The following is a 14,586-nucleotide window of genomic DNA, read 5'->3' as shown; positions in this document are numbered from 1 at the left end:
GATCTTTTTACCTTGTTATAATTCAATGCTTACACCGATTCTGTAAATACGGGTCTGCGGATAATTTATTCCTGTTGTATTGTTGGTTTCAGGATCTAAATTGTACTGTTTCATGTGGTCGATAGAAAACAAATTGGTTCCTCCCGCATAAAATCTGGTGTTCACTACTCCGAATCTAGAAAGCAGTTTTTCTGGCAATGTATAGGAAACCTCTAAAGATTTTAATCTAAAGAATGAAGCATCTCTTAACCAGAAGTCAGCTGGAATATTGTTTCTCGGATCAGAATCATTGAATGCAACAGGGTATTTAGAATTTGGATTTTCGGCTGTGTATCTGTCTTCGTATAACCATCTTGGCGGTGCCACGATAGCGCCCTGAGCTTGCGGAAGAATCATTTGTCTAGCTTTTGCCTGCCCAGTCCAAAGCATATCTACAGAAAAACCTTTATATTCTGCTCTGATTGGAATACCGTAAGCAATTTTTGGAGTTGCAGATTCTGGAATTCTCACTTTGTCATTAGAAGTGATGTTTCCGTCGTTGTCAGTATCTTTTACCCAAAGATCACCTGGTTTTGCTCCTTCAAAGTGAGGCGAGTTGTCAACCTCTGCTTGAGTGCGGTAAATTCCGTTGGTTTGGTATACTAACCAAGAATCGATAGCTCTTCCTGTTGATTTTTGCCAAGCTGGAATGTTTTCTGCTTCATCACGAAACAATACTTCGCTTTGCGCATAAGTAAAATTAAAACCAACACTATATTTAAAACTATTAATATTATCAGCGTAATTAACAGACCAGTCAGTACCTCTGTTTACGGTCTTTCCGATATTCTCTTTTGGAAGAGATAATCCTGTGTACAATGGCACAGAAGCATTTCTTGCCGCTAAGATGTCCGATCTTTTATTGCTGAAATAATCAAAAGTTGCTGTCAATTTGTTTCCAAAGAATCCAAAGTCAAAACCAATGTTTTTAGAGTCTTGTATTTCCCAAGTAATATTTGGGTTTGGAGTAGAAGAAAGATAAATACTGTTGTTTAACGTATAGTCTGATCCAAAGTAGCTGTAAAGCTGCTGATCTGTAGTTAATTGATATCTTGTTAAGAAAAGATATTGATTAAGGTAGTCTACGCCATTAATAGTTTCTCTCAAATCATCATTACCCATTCTTCCCCAAGAAGCTCTTATTTTAAGCTGATCAATTGCTTTTATATTATTTTTAAAGAACGGCTCTTCAGATATTTTCCAACCTGCACTAATAGCAGGGAACATACCCCAACGAGTTGAAGATGGGAAATTGAATGATCCGTTATAACGAGCAGAAACTTCTGCAAAATATTTATCATCAAAATTGTACGCAACTCTTCCAAGGAAACTTTCACGTCCATCTTGATAAGCACCGCCCGTAGCATTTTGCCCTTTAGTGCTTCCTGTGAAAATCTGATCCAATTGATCGCTCAATAAATCTCTTCTGTAAGCATAGGTTTGAGTTTTGTCCATTGTAGTCTGCTCATATCCTACAAAAGCATTTACCGAATGTTTATTGAATTTACGATCGTACGCTAATTTTGCGAAATACGTATTTTGATTGGCAATTCGCTCATCCTGCATTACGCTTGTTATACTCGTGCTGTTTTTTACGTTATTATAACTATCGTTTGTTTTGTCATAAGAATAAGCATCCCAAGGTTTTGTGAATTTCTTTTCACTACGCACATTATAGTCAAATGCAGCATATCCGCTAAGCGATAATCCTTCAGTTATTTTTGGCAATTTCAGTTCAAATCCGATTTTTGGATTTACGATTAAGTTGATCACATGATCGTAACCTGCCGAAGGAGAAGACATTAAAATTGGGTTTCTACCATTTGTAATACCAGACGATGGGGAACCATTTTTCCAGTATGCTGGAATAAAAGGATACATACTAACCGTCTCGTGCATAATGCTTCCAATGCTTACTGCTGGGTAATTTCTATCTTCTTTACGAGTAGCAATGTCTAAGTTTACCTTAAAGTTTGAAGTGATATTAACGTCAATGTTTGATCTCAAATTGAATTGTCTGTATCTCTCGTCGCTGTATCTAAGGTTACTTTCTTGATTTAAGTATTGTCCAGAAAAGAAGTATTTTACCTGCTCATTACCTCCATTAACAGAAAGAGAAACGTTGGCTTGCGGAGCATCTTTTCTGTAAACCTGTTTCATCCAGTCTGTACTTGTGTAGTTAGGATCGTTTCCAGCTTTGTATTTGTCAATTTCTGACTGAGTATAAGGCAGCGTTGTTCCTTTGTGGGCATTAAGTTCGTTATAATACGTCATGTATTCCCAAGAATTAACTCTTTCGCTCATTCTCGTCAACTGCTGAATACCGTAAGAACCGTCTACTTTGATGGTTGGAGCACCTACTTTTCCTCTTTTAGTCGTTACCAGAATTACCCCATTTGCAGAACGAACTCCATAAATCGCTGCCGATGCATCTTTCAGAACCGTTACAGATTCGATGTCGTCAGGGTTAATCCTGTTCAAATCACGGTCAGGAATACCATCTACAACTACAAGCGGACTCGTACCTCCTCCAAAAGAGTTGAAACCTCTAATTAAAAGTGTAGAGCTATCATCTCCAGGTCTTCCAGAACGGTTGCTAGCGATTACTCCAGACATACGTCCCGCAATTCCGTTTGATACGTTTGCAGATGCATTTTGCGTTAAAACGCCTCCTTTAATCGAAGCAATTGCCCCAGTTGTAGAAGCTTTCTTTTGCGTACCGTATCCTACAACTACAACTTCATTTAAAGTCTGGTTTTGCTCTTCAAGCTTAATGCTTGCTGCTTGATCTGCTGGAACTTCTTTGGTTACAAAGCCTGTGTAAGAAAAAACAAGAATACTGTTGGAATCTGGAACCTCAATAGTAAAATTACCGTCAAAGTCAGTAGTCGCGGTTATTTTTGTTCCTTTTACAAGAATGTTTACACCCGGAAGCGGTTCTCCTTGCGGGCCAGTTACTTTTCCTTTTACAAGTTTTTCTACAAACAGTGATGCATTTTCGCCTTTTGTCAAAGTTAGATTGCTGGTCAGCTTAGTAGAAAATTTTGTTTCTTTTGACTCAGCGGCAAAAGAAGCTTGTAACGTAAGCGCCAATAGGGCTCCCGATGTTAGTTTGGTAATCTTCCATGTCTCAGAAGAAAGCCAATCTTTTGTTGGTTTTTGTTTGGTCATGTTTTTTAGTGGTTTTTGTTGGTTAGTAATTTATTCTCTCGTGGTCCGTTGTTATCTTATTTTCATTTTGAAAAAACAAAAGGCATTGAGCTCTAGCAGATTGTTTATGAAAAAAGAGATAAATGTGAATTCCAAAAGTATAAATGTTCTAAACTCGCACATACCAGTACCTACTAGTTTTTTACGCTATGTTTAAAAAACATGACTTATTTAAAATAATATCAAAATTAAAGTGGATAATATATGCATAAAATTCAAATCGCAGCGATTTTAGAAAATAAACAAATGTTTTCTTATAATTTATTGAAGATTTGTTCTAATTCATTTTTAAAAATCGATTTTTTTGAAATAGAACATAAATTTGAATGTTAAAATCGATTCTTTTGATTTTTGAAAGTGGGTAATATAGTATCAGAATTTTTTTTTCGTCTTAATTTCGGTTTTTTTGCTCCATTTTATTTTTTCAACCATACCAGTCGTTAATATAAGCTAATATGTAAGAGTAAGCTTGCAGATATTTTATCCTGTTTTACGATTAAGAACTTTTTTTAGGTAATAAAATATCAGAATCGATAAAAAATGATAAAAATTTTATCAAATGCCTATTTTTTCTGTTTTTGCGACTATAAAGAAAAGGCGGCAGCGAAACCTTTATTTCAATTATATTTTGCTATTTTTGGATTTCATTTCTTCATGACTGAAAATGGCTATTAGAGCTCAATACCATTTTTCTTGTGAATTATACACAATAGCGGCTTTTACTCTATTTATTTGACGGTATAATTAAATGGACTTTTTCTCGTGGTTTGATTGATAAATGTGATGTTCGGAGTTTTAGAACGAACTGCAATTCCAATTTGATGTGATTGTATTGTATTCTTTTTAGAATCTTCAAGAAAACATTTACTTATTATTAATTAAAAAAAATTATGAAAAAAGCACTTCTCCTATTAGTTGTGATCTCTTTCTTTTGGAAAGCTAATGCACAAAATGATCCCATAGCAATTGAAACCCAGAATACGGCATTAATCTTAAAAGTGGCTAAAAACGGATTGCTTTATCAGTCTTATTTAGGTGCAAAACTAGAAGCTTCTGCCTATAATACGCTTTCCAAAGAAACCGAAAGAACATTTGTTATAAACGACGGAAATCCACTGCTTAATCTTAGACATGAGGCGTATCCGACTTATGGTACAAACAATTTGTTTGAGTCAGCGATTCGAATGACTCATAATGACGGAAATCCTGCTTTGGAGTTAGTTTACGTAAGCCATCAGACAAAAAAAATAGATGGCAACACGACCGAAACTATCATAAAAATGAAGGACCCGGTTTATCCTGTGGAGGTGACATTGTATTATAAAGCTTTTTATAAAGAAAATGTTGTCGAGCAATGGACAGAAATTGTACATCGCGAAAAGAAACCTGTAACGCTCTACAACTATGCGTCATCTATGCTGCACTTTGACGCCAATCAGTATTGGCTGACTCAGTTTCATGGAGATTGGGCAAAAGAGGTTAGAATGCAGGAAAGCCAATTGACAAGCGGTGCCAAAGTAATTGATTCTAAATTGGGAGTTAGAACCAATATGTATCAAACGCCCGTTTTCTTTTTAGGATTGAATGAAAAAGCCAAAGAAAATACGGGAGAACTTGTTGCTGGAACTATTGCGTGGTCCGGAAATTTTAAGTTTACTTTTGAATTGGACAATAAAAATTCACTTAGAATTTCTTCTGGAATTAATCCGTTTGCTTCAGAATATAATCTTCAGCCAGGCGAAATATTTACGACTCCTTCCTTTATATATACTTTTTCAAACAAAGGAAAAGGGCAGGCAAGCAGGAATTTGCATTCTTGGGCGAAAAATTATGGCGTAAAAGATGGAGACAAGTCTCGTTTGACTTTATTGAACAATTGGGAAACCACTTTTTTTAATTTTGATGAAAACAAATTGACGGAAATGTTTGAAGATGCTAAAACATTGGGTGTTGATATGTTTTTATTGGATGATGGCTGGTTTGGAAATAAATATCCAAGAAGTGGAGACAAATCTGGTTTGGGAGATTGGGAAGCCACAAAAACAAAACTGCCAAACGGTTTAGGCTTCCTAATGCAGCAAGCAGAAAAAACAGGTGTTAAATTCGGAATCTGGATTGAACCTGAAATGGTAAACCCGAAAAGTGAATTGTACGAAAAACATCCAGACTGGGTTTTAAAATTGCAAAATAGGGAAGAAAGCTATTACCGTACGCAATTGGTTTTGGATTTATCGAATCCGAAAGTGCAGGATTTTGTGTTTAAAACAGTAGACGATATTATGCAGACCAATGGTGGAGTCGCTTTCTTTAAATGGGATTGCAACCGTATGATGACCAACGCTTATTCTACGTACTTAAAAAATCAGCAGTCACACTTATTTATTGAATACACTAGAGGTTTGTATAAAGTTTTGGAGCGAATTAAAACAAAATATCCGCATTTGCCAATGATGCTTTGCGCAGGCGGTGGCGGAAGAACAGATTATGCGTTCTTAAAATATTTCACTGAGTTTTGGGCTAGTGACAATACAGATCCGTTTAATAGAGTTTTTATTCAATGGGGCTATTCACAGTTTTTTCCAGCTTTTTCAATTTGCAATCACGTAACATCATGGGGCAATCAGTCTATAAAATTTAAAACAGATGTTGCTATGATGGGCAAATTAGGTTTTGACATAAATGTAAAAGAACTGAAAGAAAAAGAGCTAAAATATACTCAGGATGCAGTTGCCAATTATAAAAGATTAAGCCCTGTAATCTGGCATGGCGATATGTACCGAATGATTTCTCCTTACGAAGATAGTCGTGCGGTATTAATGTATGTTGATGAATCTAAAGACAAAGCCGTTTTATTTTCTTACACGCTTCATCCGCTTTATGATCCACAATATAATTTGGTTCGTTTTCAAGGTTTAGATGCCAATAAAACCTATAAAGTAGAAGAAATCAATTTAATGCCTGAAGCAAAGAAAACGCTCGAAGAATCGGGAGCATCTTTTACAGGAGATTATTTGATGAATGTAGGCTTGAGAGTTTCTTCTTCAAAAGTAGAATCGAGTGTTGTGCTTGAAATAACCGCAGTATCTGGTAATTAGAAAAAATATTTTCTAAAATAAATCAGCTGTTTGGTCTCGTTTAAACAATGAGATTAAACTGCTGATTTGTTTTTTTAACCCAAAACATATCCGTAGAGACGCACCGCAGTGCGTCTACGCAACGTATATCCACAATATGTTAGATAGAATAGGATTCATAATAGTTTACGCGAAATATTATAAAAAAAAGAAAATATCAAGCATATCTGTAGAGACGCACTGCAGTGCGTCTACGCAACGTATATCTGCAACGTTTGTATACGCTGGATCTATACAATGTGTATTCACAATACGTTAGACGCACTGCAGTGCGTCTCTACGGAATATTGGAAGGAATTTCATTTTTAAAAAAATCCAATTTAATCTGCTGAAATCTTTTTAAATCTGCGTGAAATATTTTTCCGCCTAGTTAGACGCACTGCAGTGCGTCTCTACGGAATATTGGGATGGAATTTCGTTTATAAAAAATCCAGTTTAATGTGCTAAAATCATTTTAATCCCGATAGCTATCGGGAGCATGAAATTACAAAATCTACAAATTCAGTTTTCTATACTGCAAAGGCGAAAGCTGTTTTAATTCTTTAAACTTTCGGTTAAAATTGGAAATATTATTAAAACCGCACAATTCGGCAATTTCCAAAACAGAGAGCTCTTCATTATTAGACAACAATTTTGCCGCTCTCTCAATACGCACTTCAATTAGGAATTGAAAAAAAGACTTGTTGGTCCGGACTTTAAAGTACCGGCAGAAAGCATTTTTTGTCATACTGGCTATAGAAGCAATTTCGTCGAGCGTAATGTTTTTATGAAAATTGGTCATTACATATTCAAACACAATCTGCATTCTTTTTCCCTCGTTATCCGTTATTTTCTTTTGATACAAATAATTAGAAAGCGGAGTAGTTTCTGATGTTGACAGCCATTTTAGAATATCTAGAAATAGTATAAAACGGGTATAGCTGTCAGCTTTTTTCAGCTTCTTAAAATATTTGACTACTTTTTTTGGCGCATTATGGATTACGAATCCATTTTTGCTGCTCTCAAGAATTGGATGGATATTTCGGAAAGTCGGCAATTCAAAAAAATCTCTGCCAAACGAATTGAAAGTAAAAAATAAAGTGCGCATTACAGAAATCACATTCTCCTGAACGTCGCTTCTAAAAACATGGGGCAGATTGCTTCCAATGACCAATATATCACCCTGGCGATATTGCGAAATAGTATCGCCTGCAAAAACGGCTCCTTCTCCTTTTTCTATAAAACTAATTTGAATTTCTTCATGCTGATGCAATTTGTCATAAAATGACACTTCGATATCTTCTTGATAAATAAGGGGATCTTCCCCAGATTTTGGGATTTTGAATGGGAAAACTTTCATATGTGGTTAGTTAGTTATAACCAAATATATTGCATTTGGATAAAAAAATGATGCTATAATGTTCAGTTTTTTAAAAAATACCACTATATAGGGTAATATAGTATTATTTTGTGGTAATTTTTAACGGGTGCGCTCTCCTGTTTCTAGATAATTTTGGCTTTCAATAAAAAATTAAAATTATGAGTATTCAATGGAATGGCGTGATGCCCGCAGTAACTACAAAATTTACTGCAGATGATAAATTAGACTTTAATATGTTCGAAGTCAATATGAAAGCACAATTAAATGCTGGAGTATCTGGAATTATTTTAGGAGGAACTTTAGGAGAGGCAAGCACGCTTTTAGAAGATGAAAAAAGAGAATTAGTAAAACATACTGTTGCATTAACAGAAAATAAAGTGCCTGTAATTATGAACATTGCAGAGCAGTCTACAAAAAATGCAATTTTGGCTGCCAATAAAGCTGAAGAAGATGGAGCAAAAGGATTAATGATGCTTCCTCCAATGCGTTACAAAGCATCAGATTTTGAAACAGTAGCTTTCTATAGTGAAGTGGCAAAAAATACTTCACTTCCTATTATGGTTTACAATAATCCTGTTGACTATAAAATTGAGGTTACGCTAGATATGTTTGAAGAGTTGTTGAAATACGATAACATTCAAGCTGTAAAAGAATCAACAAGAGATATTTCTAATGTTACTAGAATGATCAATAGATTTGGAGATCGTTTAAAAATATTATCAGGAGTAGATACATTAGCTTTAGAAAGCTTATTTATGGGGTCTGACGGATGGGTTTCTGGATTGGTTTGTGCTTTTCCTGAAGAAACAGTTGCTATTTACAAATTGGCAAAAGCAGGAAGATATGATGAAGCTCTTAAAATTTACAGATGGTTCTTACCATTATTAGAGTTGGATATTAATGCATTTTTAGTTCAGAATATCAAATTGGCAGAAGTTGCAACAGGAATTGGTTCAGAATATGTTCGTGCGCCAAGATTGCCATTGCAAGGAGCAGAAAGAGAAAGAGTTCTAGCTATTATCGCTGAAGGATTGCGCACTAGACCAACTTTGCCAGATTATAAAAATTTATAACAGCATATAAAAAAGATTGGCTTTGCTTTTTTAGTTTTCAGTCTCGGATCTCCATTTTCAGTCGCAGTCTCAGTTTCAGTTTCCATTTACAGTCAGGGTTTTCGGTTACTGTTTTTACTGGGGCTGCGACTGAAAACGGGGACTAAAGCCGCGACTGAAAACTATAACTGCACTTATTCATTTATAAGACAAAAAAAACATGATTACAGGAAAAAATTATATAGGTAGCCAGCTAAAAGCGGGCGGTACAAAAATACTAAAAACGTTTAATCCAATATTGAATACAGAAAATCCATGGGTTTTTACAGAGGCAACTCAAGATGAAATTGAGGAGGCAGTTACCTTGGCCAATCAAGCATTTGCGAGTTATAAAAATTATTCTGGTATTGAAAAAGCTAAATTTTTGAATGCGATTGCCGATGAAATTTTAGCATTAGGAGATGATCTTTTAGTTCAGTACTGCACCGAATCGGGTTACCCAAGAGGAAGAGCCGAGGGAGAGCGCGGAAGAATGATCGGACAGCTGCAAGCCTTTGCCAATATGCTTACAGAAGGCAGTTGGGTACAGGCCACAATAGATACTGCAATAATTGACAGACAGCCTGCGCCAAAAGAAGACTTACGCAAAATGTTAACACCTTTAGGGCCAATTGTGGTTTTTGGATCAAGTAATTTTCCTTTTGCGTTCTCTACAGGCGGAGGAGACACAGCTTCAGCTTTGGCTGCGGGTTGTCCAGTTATTGTAAAAAGCCATTCGATGCATATCGGAACAGGCGAAATGGTCGCTTCTGCAATTATTAAAGCGGCTCAGAAAACCAATATGCCAGAAGGTGTTTTTTCTAATCTTATAGGTGACGGAAGAACGCTAGGCACGAGTTTGGTTAAACATCCATTAGTAAAAGGAGTAGGTTTTACAGGAAGCATTAAAGGCGGACGCGCTTTGTGCGATTTAGCGGCGCAGCGCCCAGAACCAATTCCGGTATTTGCCGAAATGGGAAGCATAAATCCTGTGGTTCTGCTGCCTAACGCATTGAAAAAAAATAGCCAGAAATGGGCATCAGCTTATGCCGGTTCTATCACTTTAGGAGCGGGACAATTTTGCACTAATCCAGGATTATTATTAGCTTTAAAGGGAGAAGAACTAAATGAATTTGCTGAAAACCTTGATCAGGCAATTGAAAAAGTGACTCCAGGCTGTATGCTTCATCCTTCCATTTATACAGATTTTAATAATGGAATTTCAAAAATAGAAGAGCAGAACGGAGTTTCAAAAATAGCTCAATTTAAAGGAGAAACAACGGTAAATCATGGAGTTCCAACCGTTTTAAAAGTTGACGGAAAAGAATTTCTAGCAAATAAAGTATTGCATAATGAGGTTTTTGGTCCGTTCTCTATTTTAATTGAATGCGAAAACGAGGCCGAACTGATAGAAGCAATTGCTAAACTTGAAGGACAGCTTACGGGAACAATTATAAGTGAAGAAAATGAAATTGACACGCACAAAGGAGTAATTGCCGCCTTGCAGAATCGTGTAGGACGTCTGATTTATAACGGTGTGCCTACAGGAGTAGAAGTTTGCGCATCAATGCTTCACGGCGGACCTTATCCTGCATCGTCAGACTCTCGTTATACAGCAGTTGGTATCGATGCGGTTTACAGATGGGTACGCCCAATAAGCTTCCAGAATTGGCCAAATAATTTGCTGCCAGCTGAATTGCAAAATGAGAATCCGCTGCAAATTGTCCGTACGGTAAATAATAAACTAACACTATCTCAAATATAAAATGGTAAAGAAAACTTTTTTTTGCGTAGATGCTCATACCTGCGGGAATCCAGTTAGGGTTGTTGCTGGTGGAGGGCCAAATCTGCAAGGCAATTCGATGAGCGAAAAACGGCAGCATTTCTTAAAAGAATATGACTGGATCCGTAAAGGATTGATGTTTGAGCCGAGAGGGCATGATATGATGAGCGGCAGCATTCTGTATCCGCCTACCGATCCTGCAAACGATGTTGGAATCTTGTTTATAGAAACTTCTGGCTGTCTGCCAATGTGCGGACACGGTACAATTGGAACCATTACAATTGCTGTAGAAGAAGGTCTTATAACGCCAAAAACTCCAGGAATCATCAAAATGGAAGCTCCAGCAGGTTTAGTGCATATCGAATACCAGCAGACAGGCAAAAAGGTAGATTGGGTACGTCTGACCAACGTAAAATCATATCTGGCTGCTGAAGGGCTTACTATTGACTGCCCAGAATTGGGTGAGATCGTTTTTGATGTGGCTTATGGAGGAAATTACTATGCCATTGTCGATCCGCAAAAGAATTTTTCTGGTGTTCAGGATTTTACAGCAAGCAAAATTATTCAATACAGTCAGGAAGTGCGCAATAAGATTAACAAGAAATACCCAGATTATTTTATTCATCCTGAAAATAATACCATTAGAGACGTAAGCCATATGTTATGGACAGGAACGCCTATAGATTCAACTTCGTCTGGCAGAAATGCCGTTTTCTATGGCGATAAAGCAATCGACCGTTCGCCATGCGGAACAGGAACATCTGCCCGAATGGCGCAATTGCACGCTAAAGGAAAATTGAAAAAAGGAGAAGAGTTTATCCATGAAAGCTATATTGGAAGCAAGTTTATCGGAAAAGTGGTAGAAGAAACTTCTATCGGAGATATCCCGGCTATTGTTCCAAGCATTCAAGGCTGGGCAAAAGTGTACGGATATAATAATATTATAATTGATGAAAGTGACGATCCTTATGCATTTGGATTTCAGGTTATTTAAAAAAAATCAATTTATAATAGAATTAAGCTGTTGGTCAAATTAAATTGAACAAAAGGTTTAAGTTATTGTTTTTGCATAGTCCTTAGTTTTAACTAGAGGATTTTTAGAAATTGTAAATAGGATGGGCTTTAGCCAAATTAACGTGGTTGTTGTTTAAGCTAAAACCATCTTTTACAATTTTGATTATCACCCTCGTCATTAAATTAATGAGATTTTTGTATTCAAAGTATAGCCCGTGGTTTCAGCCATGGGTACATATAGATTGTTTTTTGATTGTGTTCCCGTGGTTGAAACCATTAGAAATGGATGCAGAAAAATAATTTATAAATAAAGACGGAGGCAATTGATTTTAGCTTAATGGAATATATAATTTCACCGAACAGGGTTACAATATAATTAGCAGTCTCAAAGGACTCTTAACGAATTAAAATTTATGAAAAAAGTTGCTGTTATTGGCGGTGGAATTATTGGTTTATGTTCTGCTTATTATCTCGCAAAGGAAGGTTATGAAGTAAGCGTATTTGATGAATCTGATATGGACAATGGCTGTTCATACGGAAACGCAGGTATGATTGTGCCGTCGCATATTATTCCGCTGGCACAGCCCGGCATGATTGCGCAGGGAATAAAATGGATGTTTGATAGCCGTAGTCCGTTTTATGTAAAACCGCGTTTAAGTAAAGATTTATTAGGATGGGGAATGCAGTTTTATAAACACGCCAATCTAGGCCATGTAGAAAAAGCAATGCCAGCCTTACGCGATCTTTCTCTTTTAAGTAAAGAGCTTTATCAGGATTTTGCCAAAGAAAACAATTCTTTTTTCTATGAAGAGAAAGGACTTTTAATGCTTTACAAAAGCGATAAAGTGGGGCAGGAAATGCATCATGAAGGAAAAGAAGCAGAACGCCTTGGGCTTGAAGTCGATTATCTGTCAAAGTCTGAAGTGGCACTGTTAGAAAAAGGAACTAATACCAATGTAATTGGAGGAGTTCATTATAAAAGTGATGCCCATCTGTATCCTCAAAAGTTTATGGCTTTTATTAAAGAAGAATTGGCTCGTTTAAAAGTCGAAATTCATTCTAAAACCAGTGTTAAGGATTTTGTTTTAGAAGGAAATAAAATAGAAAAAATTGTAACCGACAATGGGCTTTTTAGAGCTGATGAAATAGTTTTGGCATCAGGATCTTGGAGTCCTTTTTTGGCTAAAAAATTAAACATCTCCATTTCTATTTTACCAGGAAAAGGATATAGTTTTACTTTAAAAGATAAAGACCAAAAGCCAAGCATTCCATCTATTTTATGTGAAGGAAAAGTAGCCGTAACCCCAATGGCCAATGATATCAGATTTGGAGGAACTATGGAAATTACGCATACCAAAGACAATAAAATAAATGCGAACAGGCTTCAGGGAATTATAAACAGCATCAATGATTTTTACCCTGACATGAAAGTGGAAATGCCTAAAACAGAAGACACTTGGTTTGGCTTTAGACCATGCACGCCATCGGGAATGCCTATTATTGCGAGAGACAAAAAAATCGTAAATTTGACCTTAGCAACAGGGCACGCCATGATGGGATTAAGTCTTGCGCCGGCAACAGGAAAAATTATAACTGAAATTATTTCTGGCAAACCGACCTCTGTAGCTATTGACAGATTCCAAATATAAAATATGAGATACAACCAGATTCCGGTTTCTTTGTTTATAGAAAACCGAAAAAGATTTACCGATAAAATGTTGCCAAATAGTTTGGCTATTCTGACTTCAAACGATGTAATGCCCAACAATGCAGACGATGTGATGGGCTTTTCGCAAAACAATGATTTGTTTTATCTATCTGGAATTGATCAGGATGAAACCATTTTGATACTTTATCCAGACGCTTTTAAAGAAGAAAATAGGGCAATACTTTTTGTTAAAGAAGCAAGTGAACACTCGTTGCTTTGGGATGGTAATTTTTTAACCAAAGAACAGGCTACGGCCATTTCTGGAATCTCGAATGTGAAATGGATTCATGAATTTGAGAAAACCATACAGCTTTTTGCCTTTGAGGCAGATATTTTTTATTTAGGCCATAATGAGCATATCAAAAGGGTAACTGCCGAAATGCAAACCAGACAGGACCGTATGATTGCATGGTGCAGAGAAAAATATCCATTGCATCAATATGAGCGTGTGGCAAAAATAACCCGCGATTTGCGTCCAATAAAATCAAACGAGGAAATTGATTTAATTAAAAAAGCAATTGCAATTAGTGTTGAAGGTTTTCATAGAATTTTAGGCGCAATCCGCCCAAATATTAAAGAATACGAATTAGAAGCCGAGCTGTTGTATGCCACCGTAAAAAACGGAGGAACAAGACAAGCATTCAAATCAATTGTAGCATCTGGCGAAAATGCCTGTTCGCTGCATTACAACACCAATGATGATACTTGCCAAGAGAATGAAATGGTTCTTGTTGATTTTGGAAGCTGCTATGGCAATTATAACTCAGATACTACAAGATGTATTCCGGTTAATGGAACTTTCAGTCCGAGACAAAAAGCAGTTTATGAGTCTGTTTTGTATTGCTTAAAAGAAGGTTCAAAATTGTTGAAACCTGGAGTTTTATCAAAAGATTACGAACTTCAAATGGCTAAGTTAATTGAAATAGAATTGGTAAAGCTAGGGCTGATTACAGAAGAGGAAATTAAGTCTCAAGACCCAGAAAAACCTGCCTACAAAAAATATTTCATGCATGGAACCGCACATCACTTAGGTCTGGATGTTCATGATGTTGGCTTGTATTCGCGACCATTTGAAAAAGGAATGGTGCTGACTTGCGAACCCGGAATTTATATTAGGGAAGAAGGAATTGGCTGCCGTTTAGAAAACGATTATCTGATAACAGAGAACGGAAATATTAATCTGAGCGAAGCTATGCCAATTGAAATTGCCGAAATTGAAAATTTAATTAAAAATAAAAAAGAATAAA

The 14,586-nt window shown here is 36.3% G+C and carries 8 protein-coding genes; 6 read left to right on the top strand and 2 right to left on the bottom strand.

Annotation, left to right across the window (positions count from 1 at the left end; all coding sequences use genetic code 11):
* Positions 1-15 precede the first annotated feature (15 nt).
* Positions 16-3,210, bottom strand: coding sequence for a SusC/RagA family TonB-linked outer membrane protein (locus N4T20_RS16870; RefSeq protein ID WP_260670287.1), 3,195 nt, complete (start codon positions 3,208-3,210; stop codon positions 16-18).
* A 929-nt stretch (positions 3,211-4,139) separates the two neighbouring features.
* Between N4T20_RS16870 and N4T20_RS16865 the strand changes: the two genes are divergently transcribed.
* Entirely contained in the window at positions 4,140-6,344 is a 2,205-nt protein-coding gene (locus N4T20_RS16865; RefSeq protein ID WP_260670286.1) for an alpha-galactosidase, read from the top strand.
* 532 nt (positions 6,345-6,876) lie between these two features.
* Here the strand turns inward: N4T20_RS16865 and N4T20_RS16860 are convergent.
* The gene (locus N4T20_RS16860) at positions 6,877-7,722 is read right to left on the bottom strand and encodes an AraC family transcriptional regulator (protein WP_260670285.1); all 846 of its coding nucleotides are present in this window, start codon (positions 7,720-7,722) and stop codon (positions 6,877-6,879) included.
* Positions 7,723-7,901: 179 nt separating this feature from the next.
* On the opposite strand from N4T20_RS16860, the gene N4T20_RS16855 reads away from it, so the two are divergent.
* The 5 genes from N4T20_RS16855 (at position 7,902) to N4T20_RS16835 (ending at position 14,585) form a co-directional block, all read left to right on the top strand.
* Positions 7,902-8,816 carry a dihydrodipicolinate synthase family protein gene (locus tag N4T20_RS16855; RefSeq protein ID WP_260670284.1) on the top strand — a complete coding sequence of 305 codons (915 nt, stop codon included), beginning with the start codon at positions 7,902-7,904 and terminating at the stop codon, positions 8,814-8,816.
* 199 nt (positions 8,817-9,015) lie between these two features.
* Positions 9,016-10,599, top strand: coding sequence for an aldehyde dehydrogenase (NADP(+)) (locus tag N4T20_RS16850; protein ID WP_260670283.1), 1,584 nt, complete (start codon positions 9,016-9,018; stop codon positions 10,597-10,599).
* A 1-nt stretch (position 10,600) separates the two neighbouring features.
* Positions 10,601-11,611: a 4-hydroxyproline epimerase gene (locus N4T20_RS16845; RefSeq protein ID WP_260670282.1), complete on the top strand. Its 1,011-nt coding sequence runs from the start codon at positions 10,601-10,603 to the stop codon at positions 11,609-11,611.
* 433 nt (positions 11,612-12,044) lie between these two features.
* Positions 12,045-13,280 (top strand): NAD(P)/FAD-dependent oxidoreductase, encoded by a 1,236-nt coding sequence (locus N4T20_RS16840; RefSeq protein ID WP_260670281.1) that lies wholly within the window; start codon positions 12,045-12,047, stop codon positions 13,278-13,280.
* A gap of 3 nt (positions 13,281-13,283) precedes the next feature.
* Positions 13,284-14,585, top strand: coding sequence for an aminopeptidase P family protein (locus N4T20_RS16835; protein WP_260670280.1), 1,302 nt, complete (start codon positions 13,284-13,286; stop codon positions 14,583-14,585).
* The last annotated feature ends 1 nt before the right edge of the window (position 14,586 follow it).

The sequence above is a fragment of the Flavobacterium sp. TR2 genome (assembly GCF_025252405.1).
GTDB lineage: Bacteria > Bacteroidota > Bacteroidia > Flavobacteriales > Flavobacteriaceae > Flavobacterium.
Note: the sequence above shows the minus strand (reverse complement) of the source record. Positions and strands in the feature narration are given on the sequence as shown.